16 protein-coding genes are annotated in these 17,027 nt (G+C 70.5%); 1 reads left to right on the top strand and 15 read right to left on the bottom strand.

Annotated elements, in window-relative coordinates; all coding sequences use genetic code 11:
* Position 1 precedes the first annotated feature (1 nt).
* The 10 genes from ACR9E9_RS06730 to ACR9E9_RS06685 all read right to left on the bottom strand — a co-directional run bounded on the left by ACR9E9_RS06730 (position 2) and on the right by ACR9E9_RS06685 (position 10,291).
* Positions 2–862, bottom strand: coding sequence for an amidohydrolase family protein (locus ACR9E9_RS06730; protein WP_435202943.1), 861 nt, complete (start codon positions 860–862; stop codon positions 2–4).
* Positions 863–868: 6 nt separating this feature from the next.
* Positions 869–1,198 carry a ferredoxin gene (gene fdxA, locus ACR9E9_RS06725; RefSeq protein ID WP_435202941.1) on the bottom strand — a complete coding sequence of 110 codons (330 nt, stop codon included), beginning with the start codon at positions 1,196–1,198 and terminating at the stop codon, positions 869–871.
* Between the two features lie 16 nt (positions 1,199–1,214).
* Positions 1,215–2,228 carry an NAD(P)/FAD-dependent oxidoreductase gene (locus ACR9E9_RS06720; RefSeq protein WP_435202939.1) on the bottom strand — a complete coding sequence of 338 codons (1,014 nt, stop codon included), beginning with the start codon at positions 2,226–2,228 and terminating at the stop codon, positions 1,215–1,217.
* Positions 2,225–3,808 carry a benzoate-CoA ligase family protein gene (locus tag ACR9E9_RS06715; protein WP_435202937.1) on the bottom strand — a complete coding sequence of 528 codons (1,584 nt, stop codon included), beginning with the start codon at positions 3,806–3,808 and terminating at the stop codon, positions 2,225–2,227. Before ACR9E9_RS06715 ends, ACR9E9_RS06720 begins: the two co-directional genes overlap by 4 nt.
* Before the next feature lie 5 nt (positions 3,809–3,813).
* Positions 3,814–5,538 carry a 2,3-epoxybenzoyl-CoA dihydrolase gene (gene boxC / locus ACR9E9_RS06710; RefSeq protein ID WP_435202935.1) on the bottom strand — a complete coding sequence of 575 codons (1,725 nt, stop codon included), beginning with the start codon at positions 5,536–5,538 and terminating at the stop codon, positions 3,814–3,816.
* Positions 5,539–5,647: 109 nt separating this feature from the next.
* Complete coding sequence (locus ACR9E9_RS06705) at positions 5,648–6,361, bottom strand: ABC transporter ATP-binding protein (protein ID WP_435202934.1); 714 nt, start codon at positions 6,359–6,361, stop codon at positions 5,648–5,650.
* The gene (locus ACR9E9_RS06700) at positions 6,358–7,218 is read right to left on the bottom strand and encodes an ABC transporter ATP-binding protein (RefSeq protein WP_435202932.1); all 861 of its coding nucleotides are present in this window, start codon (positions 7,216–7,218) and stop codon (positions 6,358–6,360) included. Before ACR9E9_RS06700 ends, ACR9E9_RS06705 begins: the two co-directional genes overlap by 4 nt.
* Positions 7,215–8,174: a branched-chain amino acid ABC transporter permease gene (locus ACR9E9_RS06695; protein WP_435202930.1), complete on the bottom strand. Its 960-nt coding sequence runs from the start codon at positions 8,172–8,174 to the stop codon at positions 7,215–7,217. Before ACR9E9_RS06695 ends, ACR9E9_RS06700 begins: the two co-directional genes overlap by 4 nt.
* Positions 8,171–9,076, bottom strand: a complete 906-nt coding sequence (locus ACR9E9_RS06690; RefSeq protein ID WP_435202928.1) for a branched-chain amino acid ABC transporter permease — start codon at positions 9,074–9,076, stop codon at positions 8,171–8,173. Before ACR9E9_RS06690 ends, ACR9E9_RS06695 begins: the two co-directional genes overlap by 4 nt.
* A gap of 30 nt (positions 9,077–9,106) precedes the next feature.
* The gene (locus ACR9E9_RS06685; protein WP_435202926.1) at positions 9,107–10,291 is read right to left on the bottom strand and encodes an ABC transporter substrate-binding protein; all 1,185 of its coding nucleotides are present in this window, start codon (positions 10,289–10,291) and stop codon (positions 9,107–9,109) included.
* 266 nt (positions 10,292–10,557) lie between these two features.
* On the opposite strand from ACR9E9_RS06685, the gene ACR9E9_RS06680 reads away from it, so the two are divergent.
* Positions 10,558–11,421, top strand: a complete 864-nt coding sequence (locus ACR9E9_RS06680; protein WP_435202924.1) for a PaaX family transcriptional regulator — start codon at positions 10,558–10,560, stop codon at positions 11,419–11,421.
* Between the two features lie 139 nt (positions 11,422–11,560).
* Here ACR9E9_RS06680 and ACR9E9_RS06675 read toward each other — a convergent pair whose 3' ends face one another.
* The 5 genes from ACR9E9_RS06675 to ACR9E9_RS06655 form a co-directional block, all read right to left on the bottom strand.
* A complete protein-coding gene (locus ACR9E9_RS06675) occupies positions 11,561–12,109 on the bottom strand; it encodes a GNAT family N-acetyltransferase (RefSeq protein WP_435202922.1) in 549 nt (182 codons plus the stop codon).
* Positions 12,106–13,602 carry a benzoyl-CoA 2,3-epoxidase subunit BoxB gene (gene boxB / locus ACR9E9_RS06670; protein ID WP_435202920.1) on the bottom strand — a complete coding sequence of 499 codons (1,497 nt, stop codon included), beginning with the start codon at positions 13,600–13,602 and terminating at the stop codon, positions 12,106–12,108. The genes ACR9E9_RS06675 and boxB overlap by 4 nt, the downstream gene beginning before the upstream one ends.
* A gap of 95 nt (positions 13,603–13,697) precedes the next feature.
* Complete coding sequence (gene paaZ, locus ACR9E9_RS06665) at positions 13,698–15,248, bottom strand: phenylacetic acid degradation bifunctional protein PaaZ (protein ID WP_435202919.1); 1,551 nt, start codon at positions 15,246–15,248, stop codon at positions 13,698–13,700.
* Positions 15,245–16,126, bottom strand: a complete 882-nt coding sequence (locus tag ACR9E9_RS06660) for a 3-hydroxyacyl-CoA dehydrogenase family protein (protein ID WP_435202917.1) — start codon at positions 16,124–16,126, stop codon at positions 15,245–15,247. Before ACR9E9_RS06660 ends, paaZ begins: the two co-directional genes overlap by 4 nt.
* A complete protein-coding gene (locus tag ACR9E9_RS06655; RefSeq protein ID WP_435202915.1) occupies positions 16,123–16,842 on the bottom strand; it encodes an SDR family NAD(P)-dependent oxidoreductase in 720 nt (239 codons plus the stop codon). The genes ACR9E9_RS06660 and ACR9E9_RS06655 overlap by 4 nt, the downstream gene beginning before the upstream one ends.
* Positions 16,843–17,027 lie beyond the last annotated feature (185 nt).

Genomic DNA, 17,027 nt, shown 5'->3' with positions numbered 1-17,027 from the left:
GTCAGCCCACCGCCGGCATGTTGGCGTACAGGCGAAGGGCGTTGCCGCCGAGCACCGCGGGCACGTCCTCGTCCCGCACCAGGTCGGCGACCGCGCGGGCGTTGACGTCCGCCCCGGGCACACCGGGCCAGTCGGTCGCGAAGATCATCTTCTTCGCCAGCCGTGCGAGGCCGGCGGCGGCGTAGTACTCGGGCAACCGCTTCGGCGGCAGCCCGGACAGCTCGATCCACACCCGCGGGTTGCTCATGGCCATGAAGGCCGCCTGCTCGTACCACCAGCCCCGACCCCCGTGGGCGAGGATGATGTCCAGCTCGGGGAAGTCCCGCGAGACCGGGAGCAGGTAGGTGGGGTCGGCGTACTCGTTGGACGACCCGGAGAAGGTCGAGGTGCCGCAGTGGACGACGAGGGGCGCACCCTCCTCCACGAGCACCTGGTAGGCCGGGTAGAGCATCGGGTCGTCACAGCGGAAGCCACCGTGGACCGGGTGCAGCTTCAGCCCCGCGGCGCCGTGCCCGAGCTGTCGACGCACCTCGGCGCCGATCGGGTGGTGCAGGTGCGGGTTGACGTTGGCCATCGGGCGGAACCGCTGCGGGTTGTGCTCGATGATGGGGAGCAGGTCGTCGAAGAGCTGCATGCCGGTGGCCTTGGGGCTGTACTCGCAGAAGAGCACGGCGACGTCGACGCCCTGCCCTGCGAAGAGCTCGTCGATGACCTCGGGGCGGGGTCGCCCTTCGCCGTCCCAGGCCCGCTCGAGCAGGCCCTCCGGCCCGAACTGGCGGGCCCAGTCGAGCCACGACCGGGACAGCGACGGCAGGACGGGCACGTGGACGTGCGCGTCGACGAGGGTGTGTCCGTCGAGCACGGCGCCTCAGAGGTCCTTGACCATCGGGGTGTCGACCCCGACCGGGCCGGTCTTGTGCGAGCCACCCGGCGCGCCGAGCGGCTCCTCGCGCCCCTCGAGGACCTCGGTGAAGAAGCGGCGGTTGTCCTCGATGTGCTCCTCCATGTCGTCGGCGACGCGCCGGTCCTGGCTGATCGCCTCGACGGGGCACACGGGCTCGCAGGCGCCGCAGTCGATGCACTCCTTCGGGTTGATGTAGAGCTTGCGCTCACCCTCGTAGATGCAGTCGACGGGGCACTCCTCGGTGCAGGACGTGTCCATGACGTCCAGGCAGTGGCCGGCAATGACGTACGGCATGTCGAATTCCTCTCTCTCAGGCGGGCTGCGGGACGACGGGCTGCTGGTCCGTCGAGTGTCCCGGAAACAGCTGCGCATCGGGGTCGATGTGGACGGCCGCGTTGTTCACGGCCGTGGCCACCTCGCCGAAGCCGACGGCAATGAGTCGCACCTTGCCGTCGTAGTCGGTGATGTCACCCGCGGCGAAGACACCGGGGACGTTGGTCCGCATCGCCGGGTCGACGACGAGGTGCCGGTTGTCGTGGAGCTCCACGCCCCACTCACGCAGCGGGCCGAGGTTGGCGGTGAAGCCGAGCGCCGCCACGAGCTTGGTGCAGGGCAGGGACCGGGGGTCCTCTCCCTTCGGGGTGATCGTCACGGTCTCGAGGAGGTCCGTGCCGACGGTCTCGGTGACCTGGGCGTTGAGGACGACCTCGACCGGGGCCGCCTGCATCTGCTCGACCGACCCGTGGTGGGCACGGAACTTGTCCCGCCGGTGCACGAGGGTGACGGTCCTGGCGATGGGGTGGAGCATGTTGGCCCAGTCCACCGCCGAGTCACCGCCGCCGACGATGACGACGTCCTGCCCGGCGTACTCGGCCGAGCTCGGCACGAAGTACTCGAGGCCGCGACCGAGGAAGTCCTCGCCCGCAGGCAGCGTGCGGGGGGTGAAGGTCCCGATGCCACCGGTGACGATGACGGCGCCCGTGTCGACCGTCTCCCCCGTGCTCGTCGTGACGATGAGGCGCTCACGGCCCTGGTCATCGGTGACGTGCTCGAGACCCTGGGCCTCCTGGCCCAACAGGTACTGCGGGTCGTACGGGGCGGCCTGCTCGACGAGGTTGGAGATCAGCTGACGACCGGAGACGGCGGGGAACCCGGCGATGTCGAAGATCTGCTTCTCCGGGTACATCGCGGTGACCTGACCGCCGACCTGGCTGAGGCTGTCGACGATGGCCGTGCTCAGACCCCGGACCCCGGCGTAGTAGGCACCGAAGAGCCCGACCGGGCCGGCGCCGACGATGAGCAGGTCAACTGTGGTGGTGCTCATGAGACGGCCTCCTCTGCGGCGAGCTCCTTCACGAGCGCGCGTACCTTGAATCGTTGCATCTTGCCGGTGGCGGTCTTGGGCAGCTCGTCGACGAAGTACACCCGGCGCGGGCGCTTGAAGGAGGCGAGCCCCTCGCGGCACCACGTGTCGAGCTCCTCGGGGGTCACCGCCGAGCGCGTGACGACGACCGCGACGGGCTTGACGAGGCCGTCGGTGTCCTCCAGACCGACGACGGCGCACTCGTCGACCGCCTCGTGCCCGAGCATCCGGTCCTCGACCTCGGTCGGGCTGACCCAGATGCCGCCGGCCTTGAGCAGGTCGGTCGCCCGACCCATGCAGGTGTAGTAGCCCTCGTCGTCGCGGACATAGGTGTCACCGGTGTTGAGCCACTCGCCGTGGAAGACGGTGCGGGTGGCCTCGGCCCGGCGCCAGTAGCCCAACGCCGCGGACCCACCGCGCACGAACAGCGTGCCCGGCTCCCCGTCGGGGACGGGTGCCCCGTCGAGGTCGCGGATCTCGAGGTCGTACCCGGGCACGGCCTTGCCGGTCGTGCCCATCTTGATCTCGCCGGGACGGTTGGACAAGAAGATGTGCAGGCACTCGGTCGAGCCGATCCCGTCGAGGATGTCCAGACCGAAGCGGCTCTTCATCCGTTCCTGCACGCCCGGCGGCAGCGGCTCCCCGGCCGACGCCCCGAGACGGACACCTGCGAAGGTGTCGTCCGGGATGTCGCTGGAGAGCAGCCCCGCGTAGAAGGTCGGGACCCCGAAGAAGAGGGTGGGCCGACCCTCCCGGATCCGCGCGGCCGTCCCCGCAGGGGTGGGCCGGTCGGGGTTGAGCACCGCCGTGGCGCCCACCGAGAGCGGGAAGAACATCGAGTTGCCGATGCCGTAGGCGAAGAAGAGCTTCGCCACGGACAGGCACCGGTCCTCCTCGGTGATCCCGAGGACCTGCGTGCCATAGGTCTCGCACACCAGACGGATGTTCTCGTGCCGGTGCATCGCCCCCTTCGGCTTGCCGGTCGTGCCCGAGGTGTAGAGCCACAGCGCCCACGCGTCGGAACCCGCCGCGACGGGCGCGCGCCCGGACTCGTCCGCCTCCCCACCGCGGGCGACGAGGTCGCCCCACGAGTGCTGGTCGGCGTCGGTGATGCTCGAGGAGGCCGCACCCGGGTCGCCGTCCCAGATCACCTGGCGCAGGTCGGGACACCGGGCCGCGGCACCCGCCGCGGCCGTGGCGAAGGTGGCGCTCGCGACGAGGGTCACGGCGCCGGAGTCGTTGATGATCTCGGCCAACTCATCGGGCCCGTACATCGTCGAGATCGGGACCGCGACGAACCCCCCGCGCATCGCGCCGAGGACACCCGCGAAGAGCGCGATGTCGTCGTTGGCGACGAAGACGACGCGGTCGTCGCGGCGCATCCCCAGCGAGCGGAAGCCCGCTGCGGCACGACCGGTGAGATCGACGAGCTCGGAGTAGGTCACCGTCCGTGACGGTGTCTCGACGGCCGGGTGGTCACCGCGCTCGGCGGCGACACGGTCGACGAGCCAGGCTGCAGCATTGAAGCCGGCGTCGCTCATGTGCCTCAGACCCTCTCCAGGTTGTACTCGCCCTTTTGGCCGGAGCCGTATCGACGGAGCGCACCGTCGGGACCGGAGGCATTGGGCCGGATGAAGATCCAGTTCTGCCAGGCCGTGAGGCGACCGAAGATCTTCGTCTCCATCGTCTCGGGACCGACGAAGCGGTGGTTGGCCTCCATGCCGGTGAGGGCATCGGGGCTCAGGGCGGCGCGCTCCTCGAGGACGATGCGCAGCTCCTCCTCGAAGTCGATGTCGTCGAGGGCGAGCGTCACGAGCCCGGCCCGGTCGGCCGCGGCGGAGTCGAGGTCGGTGCCCTTGACCGCACGAGCGGCCGCGAGGTCCTCGTCCCGCCCGAAGAAGCGCGACTCGAGGCGGGTCAGCCCGTTGCCCATCGGGTAGCGGCCGTCGTTGGCGTCCGTGAGCCGGAGCGTCGCCGGGGAGGCGTCGGGGTCGACGTCCTCGTAGACGCCCTCGAGCATGTACTGGCGGTCGGCCGCGAGGGCCACCTCGAGCAGGGTGCCGACGAAGGCCGAGCCCGGCTCGATGACCGCGATGAGGCTGCGCGAGGTGACGTCGAGGCGCTTGAGGGTGCGCTTGAGGTAGTGGTTGACCTCGTTGATGAACCAGTGGTCGGCCCACTCGGCGAGCTTCTCGTCGTGCGCGAGCACGAGAGCCTGGTCACCGCTGGCGCGCAGGACCCAGGTGCCGACGAGCAGCTCGTTGGTCCGCAGGTGGAGGATCAGGTCGTCGAGCTCGCGGGCGAGCGCCAGCGGGTAGTAGTCGACGCCCTGGGCGCGAGCGGCCTCGGCGTCGGCCGGGGGCTCCTGGGTCGGAGCGGCCACGGTGATGTCGACCGTGCGGTTCGACCGGTTGATCGTCGCGGAGACGTGGGCGTAGGTGATCGAGTCGCCGGCGATGGTCCGGGAGAGCTCGGTCAGCTCCACTCCCTCGCCTGCCCGGCCGGTGCGGGGCGACTCGGCAGCGGCGGCGTGGGCCCGCGTGCTGATCTCCTCGTCCCAGGAACCACGCGGGAAGGTCGCGTCGATGAAGCCCCAGTCGACGGCGGTGTCGCCGCGGTAGCCCTCGGACTTCGTGGCGAAGAGGTCGGCCCGGTCCTTGCGGACCTTGCGCTTGTCGACGACCCGGGTCAGTCCGCCGGTGCCCGGGAGGACGCCGAGCAGCGGGACCTCGGGGAGGGAGACGGTCGAGCTGTTGTCGTCGACGAGGACGATGTCGTCGCAGGCGAGGGCCAGCTCGTAGCCGCCACCGGCCGCGGTGCCGTTGAGTGCGGCGATCCACTTCTGCCCGGAGTTGGCCGTGGCGTCCTCGATGCCGTTGCGGGTCTCGTTGGTGAACTTGCAGAAGTTCACCTTCCAGCTGTGCGGCGAGCCGGCGAGCATGCGGATGTTGGCGCCGGCGCAGAACATGCGCTCGATGCCGCCGGTCATGACGACCGCCTTGACCTCCGGGTGCTCGAAGCGCATCCGCTGGACGACGTCGTAGAGCTCGATGTCGACGCCGAGGTCGTAGGAGTTCATCTTCAGCTCGTAACCGGGGACGAGCCCGCCCTGCTCGTCGACGGCCAGCTTGACCGTCGCGACGTCACCGTCGTACTCGACGGTGAAGTGGCGGTACTGCTGCGGCGAGGTGCGGAACTCGACGACGGGCGGCGCGGACGCCTCTGGGGCGTCGCCGGTCTCGGCGGCCTTCTCGGTGGTGGTCTCGCTCACGTCAAACCTTCCATCGCTTCGGATCGGACACCGCAGGGACCACGGCATCGGGGTACCCACTCATTTTCTACATTGTCTATGCGATCCGTCAAGTGGTTGTAGCATTTCTTTATCCCACCCCGAGGAGTCGTCGGGCCCGCTCGGCGTCCCCACGGAACTCCTCGGTCGTGCTCGTGTGGACGATGCGCCCCTTCTCCATCACCGTGATCCGGTCGGCCACCGAGAAGGCGGCCCGCAGGTCCTGCTCGACGATGAGGACGGTGATCCCTTCCTGGGCCAGCTCGCGCACGACGCCCATGACCTGCTGGACGATCGCCGGTGCCAGCCCGTCCGAGGGCTCGTCGAGGAGCAGCACCCGCGGGCCGAGCAGGAGGGCCCGCCCGATCGCGAGCATCTGCTGCTCGCCGCCGGAGAGCTGGTCCCCGCGGTTGCCGCGTCGCTCGCGCAGCCGGGGCATCAGCTCGTAGACCCGCTCGAGGTCCCAGTCGCCCGAGTGCTTGCCCTCGGCGATGCGCAGGTTGTTGTGGACGGTCAGGGGGGCGAAGACGCGTCGCCCCTGCGGGACGATCGCCACCCCGGAGCGTGCCCGCGAGTGGGTCGGCACGCTCGTGATGTCGGTGTCGCCGATGTGGATGCCGCCCTCGAGGGTCGGGACGAAGCCCATGATCGTCGACATCAGCGTCGTCTTGCCCACGCCGTTGCGACCGAGCAGGGCCACCGTCTCCCCGGCCGCGACGTGCAGGTCGACGCCGGTGAGGACGGTGCTGCCGCCGTAGCCGGCCTCGACCCCCTCGATCCTCAGGTCTGCTCCGGTGACGCTCATCGCTGGCCCTCCTCGGTCGGCGCGGTGCGCGGCTGCGCGGGGGTCTCGTGGAAGAGCTCATCGAGCGAGTCCTCGCCGAGATAGGCCTGCTGGACGGCAGGATCCGCCCGCACCTCCTCGGCCGGGCCGTCGGCGATGAGTCCACCGAGGTGGAGCACGCTGACCCGGTCGGCCAGCTGGAAGACGAGCTCGAGGTCGTGCTCGATGATCACGACGGTGAGGTCCTGCGGCAACGAGCGGACGAGCTCGGCGAAGCGGTGGCTCTCCGCGGGGGACATGCCGGCGGCCGGCTCGTCGAGCAGGAGCAGCTTCGGTCGGGTCGCCAGGGCGACCGCGACCTCGAGCTGACGCCGCTCACCGTGACTGAGGTTGCCGGTCATGATGTTCGAGCGGTCGGTCAGGCCGACGTCCGCGACGCACTGCTCGGCGAGGTCATCGATCTCCGCGGTCCGTCGCGCGGACGCGGTGAACCAGGACATCCCCTTGCCGGCGACCCGCTGGGCGGCGAGCGCGACGTTCTCCAGGGGGTTCATCGACAGGAAGAGCGAGCTGTGCTGGAAGGTCTTGCCCAGCCCCCTTCGTGCCCGCCACGCGGCGGACCGTCGGGTGACGTCCTCGCCGGAGAAGAGCACCTCCCCGGAGGTCGTCGCGAGCCCACCGGCGACGAGGTTGAAGAGCGTGGACTTGCCCGCACCGTTGGGACCGATGAGGGCGTGGCGTCCCCCCTTCGCCACCTCGAGGCTCACCTCGTCGACGGCGACGAGCGCGCCGTACTTCTTGGTGACGTTGCGCAGGGTGAGTGCGGGGGCCTCGGTCCGGCCGTCGGTGGGCGTGGTCATGGGGGTCCCGGCGCTCATGCCTTCTCCTCCTGGGTGCGTCGGGTGAGCAGCTGACGCCAGCTGGTGCCGGCGAAGCCGTGGGGCAGGAGGTAGACGACGGCGATGAAGACGATCCCGAGGAGCAGGGGACCGCGCCCCCCGAGCGAGGCACCGATGTCGTCGCGCACGATGGTCACCAGCGCAGCGCCGAGGACCGCACCCCAGAGCCGGCCGCGGCCACCGACGACGACGGCGAGCAGGGCCATCGCGGAGACCTCGAAGGCGAGGTCCTCCGGGGAGACGAAGCGGTTCTGCGCCACCCACATCGAGCCGGCGGCACCGGCGACCGAGCCGGCGATCGCGTAGACGACGAGCTTGAGCCGGAAGGTGGAGTAGCCGAGCGAGCCCATCCGCTCCTCGTTGTCGCGCAGCCCGCGAAGGGAGCGCCCCAGGGTGGACTTCGAGGTCCACCAGACGATGGCGAAGCCGATGAGGAAGATCAGCAGGATCCACCAGTAGCGCACGCCGGCCAGGGTCACCGGCTCGCCACCGGGGGCGAGGGTCAGCGACGGGATGCCGTAGAGACCGTTGGTGCCGCCGGTCAGCCCCTCCCAGCGTTGGGCCAGGACGTGCGCGAGCTCGGCGATGGCCAGGGTGAGCATGAGGAAGTACGTGCCCTTGGTGCGGACCATGAGCACGCCGGTGAGCAGGGCGAAGACTCCCCCCGCCACCACGGCCGCCAGCAGCGGGAGCGGGGCGAAGGGGTCGAGGTCCCGCGCCACGAGCGCCGCGGCGTAGGCCCCGACGCCGAAGGGGGCGGCATGCCCGAGCGAGGGCATCCCGGAGACGCCGACGAGCAGGTCGAGGCTCACCGCGAGCAGCGCGAGGGCGAGCACCCGGCTGAGGGTGTTGGCCATGTCGGCCGGGAAGATCAGGGGCACCGCCACGAGGAAGAGCACGGCGATGATCGCGAGGATCGAGGAACGTGCCTTCACGCCGAGGCCTCCTTCTGGCCGAGCAGACCCTGGGGTCGCAGGAGGAGGACCAGGCCCATCGCACCGAAGACGAGGAAGGACGCGTGGTCGGGCAGGAGCGAGACGCCGAGCGTCTCGATCTGGCCGATGACGAGCGCGCCGACCAGGGCGCCGCTCACCGAGCCGAGACCGCCGATGACGACGACCACGAGCCCGAGGAGGAGAACCCTGTTGTCCAGGCCCGGGTAGGCGGAGAGGATCGGCCCGCCGATGACGCCGCCGGCAGCCGCCAGCGCGGCGCCGGCGGCGAAGACACCGGTGACGAGCCGCTTGGTGTCGACCCCCAGGGCGGAGACCATCTGGGGGTCGACCACCGAGGCCCGCACGAGCGAGCCGATGCGCGTGCGCTCGATGACGAAGAGCGCACCCACCGCGAGGAGACCACCGATGACGATGACGACCAGTCGGTAGACGGGGTAGGACTGCCCGAAGATCGTCGCGCTCCCGTCCAGGCCGTCCGGCGCGGGGATGGAGCGCACGTCGTTGCCGAAGGCCATCGAGAGGAGATCGGAGACGACGAGCGCGATCCCGAGCGTGAGCAGCGCCTGGTCGAGGTGACCACGGTGTGCGACCGGTCGGACCATGGCGGACAACCCCCAGCCCCCCAACCCGCCGACGAGGGCGGCGAGGAGGATCGCCCCCCCGAAGGCGAGCAGCGTCATCGTCGTCCCACCCCCGAGGAGGGCGACGGCGATGTACGCGCCGACGAGGTAGACCGCCCCGTGGGCGAGGTTGAGGACGTCCATGACGCCGAAGACGAGCGAGAGGCCGAGGGCGATGACGAAGAGCAGGACGCCGGTGGCGAGCCCGTCGATCATCGTCACCCCGTTGTCGGTGATGAAATTGGCCGGCAGTGCGGTCACGAGAGACTCCAAGCGGTGGGTGCGCACGGATCAGGACGAGGGCTGGGTCAGCTCGTCCTCGACGGCATTCGTCCAAGCGCCGTCCTGCTGCTCGACCTTGCGCAGGTAGTAGGTCTGGTCCGGGCCCTGGTTGTCGGAGAAGGACCACGGGCCGCGCGGGCTGTCGATCTCGCCGGTGTCCTTGAGGCCGGCGACAATGTCGTCACCGCTGGTGCCCTCCTCCAGGGCGCCGTCGAGGACCTGGCCGGCGTCGTAGGCCTGGACCGAGTAGGTGGTCGGCGGGACCTCGTTGCCCTCCTCGTAGGCGGCGACGAAGTCGGTGTTGGTCTCGTTGTCGAGCGCGGAGGAGTAGTGCAGCGAGGTGAAGATCCCCTCGGCGGACTTGCCCTGGGCCTTCAGTGCGCCGCCCTCGGTGAGGAAGCCGGTGCCGTAGAAGGGGATCTCGTCGTGCAGCCCGAGCTTGTCGTACTGCTTGACGAAGGTCACGGCCTCCGAGCCGGCGTAGAAGGCGAAGACGGCCTTGGGCTTGGCGTTGCGGACCTTCTGCAGGTAGGGCTGGAAGTTCGTCGTCTTGCCGAAGGGGGTCATCTGGGTCCCGGCGACCTGGCCACCGGCGCCCTCGAAGGACTTCTTGAAGCCGGCGAGGAACTCCTCACCCGCGGCGTAGTCGGGGCCGACGAGGTAGACCTTGCCGTCACCGACCTCCTCGGCGACGTGCTTGCCGATGGCGCCACCGACCTCGCCGTTGGAGAAGCTCGTGCGCCAGACGTACTTCGAGGACTCCTCGCCCGTGATCGAGTCGGCGCCGGCGTTGGCGATGATCAGCGGCTTCTTCGCCTCGTCGAAGGCGTCGGTCAGGCCGAGCGCCGTGGCGGAGTTGACGACGCCGACGACCGCGTCGACCGAGTCGTCCTGGGCGAGCTTCGTCCCGGCGGGCACGCCGTCCTCGGGACCGGCCCCCTCGTCGACGACGGTGAGCTCGACGTCCTTGCCGCCGAGCTGGTCCTCGTTCTCCTCGAGGAAGAGACGGAAGCCGGCCTCCATGTCCTTGCCGAGCGGTGCGTACACGCCCGACTGGGGCACGAGGAGGGCGATCTTGACCGATCCGTCGTCTCCGCCGCCGTCACCTCCGTCGCCGGAGAGGGCCGACCCGCCGCAGGCGGTGAGGGCGAAGGTCATCGTGAGGGCCAGGGGAAGGGAACGGGTGGCGCGCATCGGGAACTCCAGGGGTGCGATCTCGTCATTGAGGCACGACGGGGATCGACAGTCCGACCCCGTCGTCGGTACCACCGAGAATGACCGCGATTTGTTCTACAGTCAATAGTCGTATCGAAACTGTTTCGTAGCAGGTTGCGGTAAGGTCAGCCTTAGGTCTCGTGGTGGTTCCCGCTTGCGGACGCCCCGGCTTCCCGGGGTCGACCGGACACGGTGCGCCGAAGATGTCACCCTGACGTACACGACACCCGAGGAGACGAGGACACGTGACGACGAAGGTCGATGACAGGCCGGCCGGACCGGCCGGTGACCGCGCGACGGCCGCCAGCGCCCGCTCGCTGCTGCTGACGATGCTCGGCGAGTTCGTCCACCCCCGTGACGGGTCCGCGTGGACGGGCACCCTCGTCTCGGCCCTGGGAGCACTCGGGGTCGAGGAGAAGTCGGCCCGGCAGACGATCGCGCGGACCGCGAGCCAGGGCATCATCGAGTCGGAGCGGCACGGTCGTCGGGTGCGGTGGCAGCTGACCGACACCGGCCGCACCCTCCTCGCGGAGGGCACCGACCGCATCTACAGCTTCCTGCGCAGCGCGCGCACCTGGGACGGCCAGTGGCTCGTCGTCGCCGCCGCCGTGCCGGAGTCGCAGCGCAGCACGCGGCACAAGCTGCGCACCCGCCTGACCTGGCTCGGCCTCGGCTGCCCCACCCCCGGCATGTGGATCATCCCCGACGCCGACAAGGAGGACGAGGTGCAGGCGACGCTCGCCGACCTCGACCTCTCCGACCGGGCCTTCGCCTGGGTCGGCCGGCGGGCGGCCGGCACCGACCCCGCCCTGCTCATCGACGCCGCCTGGGACCTCGCCGAGGTCCGGCTGCGCTACCAGGAGTTCACGCAGGACTTCGCGGAGCGCACTGTCGACGACGACGGCGCGGCCTTCGTCGCGCAGGTCGAGCTCCTCCAGGCCTGGCGCTCCTTCCCCTTCGTCGACCCCGACCTGCCGGCGGAGCTGCTGCCGCCGGACTGGCCCGGCCCGCAGGCGGCCACGCTCTTCCACACCCGCCGTGACCGCTGGAACCGCCGCGCCCAGCGCGAGTGGGACCGCCTGGAGCAGGCCGCCGGCGAGCGCACCTGACCCCCCTTCGCATCTGCCTAGGCAAATACCACTCCACAGCGCCCCGGCGCGCATCTGCCTAGGCAGATGCGATGTCCGGCGGCAGGCTCGACGAAGGGAGCCGGTCACCCGCGGGTGACCGGCTCCCTTCGCTCGCACCTCAGTAGCGGTGCGACTCCACGTCGACGAAGTCGCCGCTCTCCTCGTGTCCCTGCGACCGCGAGCCCGCGGGGATCTCGGTCGGGGCAGTCGCGGAGGCGTCCGGCGCACCGGGCTGCTCCGTGCCCGCCTCGTCCACGCGCTTGCGCAGCGAGGCGTCCCGCTCGTTGCCCCAGTAGCCGCGGACGACGAGCCAGTCGTGGACCTCGTCGCGCTGGGGGTGCTCGTCCCGCACGGTGTTGTAGACGTAGTTGATCCCGCGCACCCGGGCCTCCTGCTCGAGGCGGTCCATGACGAAGGAGCCCACGCCCTGGCCCTGACGCGCACCGTCGATGACGAGGGTGATCTCGGCGTCCCCACCCCACGTCGTGTCGAGGACACCGATGCCGACGACGGCGTCACCGTCCTTGGCGACGAACCAGTCACCGGGCAACTCGGCCCCGTCCGCGAAGTCCAGGGTGAGGGCCCCCTCGGGGGCGGAGGCGGCGATGCGCGCCTTCTCCGCGTCCCAGAGGGGCCGCTCCTCGCGCTCCCACGTCAGGGAGGTCATGCCGCGCCCTCGTCGTGCAGGGCCTCCTCGGAGAGGTGCACGTAGTCGTACTCGACCGGCTGGCCGTTGATGCCCGTCGGCGGCTCGTTGATCCAGCTGGCGAACTTGCCGTACTCGTACACCGGGACCATGAGCTCGGCGACCCGGGCCCGGTCCTCGTCGCTCGGGAGCCAGTCGCCCTTGCGGGCCTCCCAGGTCGCGTCGTCGAGGACCTCGCCGTCGGGGCTGACGTGGTGGCCGGCATAGACGCCGACCTGCCGGTGGAAGCCCTCGTGCGGGATGGTGAGGCGCTCGTCCACCCCGGCGTCCTCGAGTGCCTGGTTCCAGCGACGGACGCCGTTCTCGCAGTCCGCGACGTACTCGTCACGCAGGTCGAGGTTGAGCGCGGAGATCATCGGGACCGTCTTGGTCCTGATCTGCCCGTCCTCGATGTAGTTCATCTCGCGCTCGTCGTCGAGCAGGGTGTGGTCGTCCTTGCGGCGGGTCTCCTGCCAGCGGCCCTTGAGCCCGGAGCTGTAGTAGTTGCCCGCGTTCGTCGACTGCTCGGAGCCGAAGAGGTCCATCGAGACCGAGTACTGGAAGTTCAGGTACTTCTGGATGATGTCGAGCGGGATGACCCCGTCCTCGAAGGTGGCCGGCCCGCCGTTGGCCTTCATGACCTCGGCGGTGCGCTCCACCGTGCGCTGCACGCCGGTGGTGCCGACGAACATGTGGTGGGCCTCCTCCTTGAGCATGAACTCACAGGTCCGGGCCAGCGGGTCGAAGCCGCTCTCCTTGAGGGTGCCGAGCTGGTACTTGCCGTCACGGTCGGTGAAGTACGTGAACATGAAGAACTGCAGCCAGTCGGTCGTCGCCTCGTTGAAGGCCCCGAGGATGCGCGGGTTGTCGTAGTCACCCGAGTTGCGCTTGAGCAGCTGCTCGGCCTCCTCGCGACCCTCACGACCGAAGTAGGCGTGGAGCAGGTAGACCATCGCCCAGAGGTGACGGCCCTCCTCGACGTTGACCTGGAAGAGGTTGCGCATGTCGTAGATCGACGGCGCGGTGTTGGCGAGGACGCGCTGCTGCTCGACCGAGGCCGGCTCGGTGTCGCCCTGGACGACGATGAGCCGCATCAGGTCCGCGCGGTACTCACCGGGGATCTCCTGCCACGCGGGCTCACCCTTGTGCTTGCCGAAGGTCACCTCACGGTCGGGCTTGCCCTCGGCGAGGAAGATGCCCCAGCGGTACTCCTCCATCGGCACGTGCTCGAAGTGCGCCCAGCCGTCACGGCCGACGGCCACGGCCGTGCGCAGGTAGACATCCTTCGTCGGCAGCTCGGGACCGAGGTTCTTCCACCAGTCGAGGAACTTCGGCTGCCAGCCCTCCAGGGCCCGCTGCAGGCGACGGTTCTCGTTGAGGTTGACGTTGTTCGGGATGCGCTGGCTGTAGTCGATCGGGCTGGTGGGGCCGTCCGGCTCCGGCGCGGACCCGATGCGGTCGTCGGTCGTCGTCATGCTCTCTCCTTGGTCGCGTCCTGGTGAGGTCTTACCTATGTTCTACACGTCTATGCGCGTCACGACAAGACTTTGTGGAATGTTTGCGCCGAGCGTCACTGTCCCAGGCGGTCGAGGACCGCCGGTCCGCCCTGGACGGCGGTGCGCTGGAGGTGGGCGTGCACGGCCCGCAGGCCACCCTCCTCCTGTCCCCCGCCGGCCCGTCCGGGCCCGCCGTGGACCAGCTGCGGCATCGGGATGCCGTGCCCCGTGGACTCCGGGGCACTGTCCCGGTCGAGGACGAGGATGCGGCCGTGGAAGGGGGCCGCCCCCGCGACGACGTCCGTCACGAAGTCGCCGTCCGCGGACACGACGGAGCCGGCGAGGCTCCCTTCGCCCCGCGCCAACAGCTCGACGGCATGGTCGGCATCGCGGTAGCCGATGAGCGAGCTCACGGGGCCGAAGGCCTCGACCGCGTGCGGCTCGGACCGGTCCGCGTCGTCGATCCGCACGAGGAAGGGCGAGAGGAAGGCGCCCTTGTCGGCGTCGGCCCCGATGACGTCGACCGAGTCGAGGTCACCGAAGACCACCCGGCCGGCACCGGCGATGCGCCGGGCGGCAGCGCGCACGTCGTCGCGCTGCTCGGTGCCCACGAGGGCGCTCATGCGCACGCCCTCGGCCCCGGGTGCGCCGACGCCGATCCCGCCGAGGCGCTCGGCGACGGCCTCGGCGACCGCGTCGACCTGGCCCTCCGGGACGAGGGCGCGACGGATGGCCGTGCACTTCTGCCCGGACTTCACGGTCATCTCGGTGACCAGCGCCTTGACGAAGAGGTCGAACTCCGGCTCGCCCGGCACGGCGTCCGGGCCGAGGACGGAGGCATTGAGGCTGTCGGCCTCGGCGTTGAAGTGGGCCGAGCGACGGGTCACCGCGGCGTCACCACGCAACATCGCGGCGGTGTCCGCGGACCCGGTGAAGCCGATGTGGTCCTGGCCCCCGAGCTCGTCGAAGAGCCCCGGGATCGAGCCGGCCACGACCTGCAGCGCCCCCTCGGGCAGCGCGCCGGACTCGACCATCATCCGCACCGCCTCGACGGCGATGTAGGCCGTCGGGGTCGCGGGCTTGACGATCGTGGGCAGGCCGGCGAGCAGGGCGGGGGCGAGCTTCTCGAGCATCCCCCACACCGGGAAGTTGAAGGCATTGATCTGCAACGAGAGCCCGTGCGGGCTGGTCAGCACGTGCCTCCCGCCGAAGACCCCCTCCTTGCCGAGCTGGATGAAGTCGTCCTCGACGATCATCGTGCCGTCCGGCAGGCCCTTGCGGCCGAGCGAGGCGTAGACGAAGGCGGTGCCCGCCCCGCCGTCGATGTCGACGGCGCTGTCCCGGGCGGTGCAGCCGGCGCGGGCGGACAGCTCGTAGAGGCGGTCCTTGCCCTCCTGGACGGCACCCGCCGCTCCCTTGAGTGCGGCCGCCCGCTCGTGGAAGGTCATGGAGCGAAGGGCGGGACCCCCCTTCGTCCTGGCGTGTGCCACGGCGGCACCGAGGTCGAGCCCCTCGCTGGACACCCGCGTCACGCTCTCGCCGGTCACGGCGTCACGGACCTCCCGGCCCTCACCGGACCCGGCCACCCAGTGACCGGAGACGTAGCTCTCGAGGATCTCGCTCATGCTGTCTTCTCCTGTGCGTCGTCGTTCCAGTCGTAGAAGCCGCGCCCGGTCTTGCGGCCGTGGTGGCCCTGCTCGACGAGGTCGATGAGCAGCTGCGGCGGGGCGAAGCGGGGGCCGAGCTCGCGCTCGAGGTAGCGGGCGATGCCCAGGCGGGTGTCGAGGCCGACGAGATCGGTCAGCGCGAGCGGACCCATCGGGTGGCCGTAGCCGAGGGACATGGCCGCGTCGATGTCCTTCGCGGAGGCGACACCGGACTCGAGCATGCGGATGGCCTCGAGGCCGATGGCCACGCCGAGGCGACTGCTGGCGAAGCCCGGCGAGTCGGCGACGACGACCGGGGTCTTGCCCAGCCCCTCACGCACCCACCCGACGGCGCGGTCGCGCCAGACCTCGTCGGTGGCCGTCGCGATGACGATCTCGACGAGCTTGCTCGCCGGCACCGGGTTGAAGAAGTGCAGCCCGAGCAGGCGCTCCGGTCGGCGAAGGGAGGTGGCCAGGGCATCGAGCGAGATGCTCGAGGTGTTGCTCGCCAGGGCGGCGTCGTCGGCGATCACCGCCTCGATCCGCTGGAGGGTGTCGCGCTTGAGCTGCTCGTCCTCGGGGACGGCCTCGACGACGAGTCCGCAGCCGGCGAGGTCCGCGGCATCGGTCGTCGTCGTGAGGCGACCCATCGGCTCGGCGGACCCGGCGATCTTGCCGCGCTCGACGCTCTTGTCGCAGGAGCGCTGCACGCGGGCCGTGGCACCGGCGACGCTGTCCACGTCCCGCTCGAGCAGGACGACCTCGCTGCCGGCGAGGAGCAGGCCGTGCACGACGCCGGCGCCCATCTGACCGCCGCCGACCACGCCGGTGCGGGTGGGGATGTCTCCGTCGGTCATGCCAGGCCTCCCGTGGCGTCGAGGACGTCGCCGGTGATCCAGCGTGCGTCCTCCGAGAGGAGGAGCGCGACGACGCCGGCGATGTCCTCCGGGGTGCCGAGGCGACGCATGGCATTGCTCGAGGACATCGCCTCGATGGCCTTGTCCGCGGTGATCGAGCGCATGTACTCCGTGTCCGTCGCCCCGGGGCGGACGACGTTGACGGTCACGCCACGCTTCGCCACCTCCTTGGCGGTGACCTTGGTCGCCGCCTCGAGGCCGGCCTTGGCGGCGGCATAGGTGCTCTGTCGTGCCGGCGCGACCCGGGCGGCGGCGCTGGAGATCATGACGACCCGGCCACCGTCGGCCACGCGACGCGCTGCCTCGCGGAGCACGAGCAGCCCGGAGACGAGGTTGAGGGCGAGCGAGTCGTTGATCTGCTCGCTCGTGAGGTCGGTGATCCGCGGGTAGTCCCAGCCGCCGACGCAGTCGACGACCACGGTGAGCTCGCCGTGCTCCTGCGCCGCGTCGAAGGCGGCGACGACCTCGTCCTCCCTGGTCGCATCCGCTGCGAGTGCGCGCACTCGAGCGCCCTGCTCGGTCAGCTCCGCGGCCAGGGCCTGGGCCCTCTCCGGGTGGCCGTGGTGGGTGATGGTCACGTCATGGTCCGCCGCGAGGCGGCGCGTCACTGCCGCGCCGATCCCTCCGGCTCCGCCCAGTACCAGGGCAGTAGTCATCGTCGACTCCCTTCGTCAGGGTCCAACATGCCACACATTCATGTCGCCACGCCAGACTTCTTGTAGAACATCAAGGGTGACGGCTCCTGCGGGCGAACGGGTGGGTGGCCCCTTGGCCCTGGCGCGGCCCCACTTGGTCGTGGCGTTCCGACGGCCGGAGGCCCGGCCACGACCTGAGTCGGGGC

Origin of the sequence: Janibacter sp. GS2, from assembly GCF_051200835.1 — a bacterium.
In the GTDB taxonomy this organism is placed as follows: domain Bacteria; phylum Actinomycetota; class Actinomycetes; order Actinomycetales; family Dermatophilaceae; genus Janibacter.
Note: the sequence above shows the minus strand (reverse complement) of the source record. Positions and strands in the feature narration are given on the sequence as shown.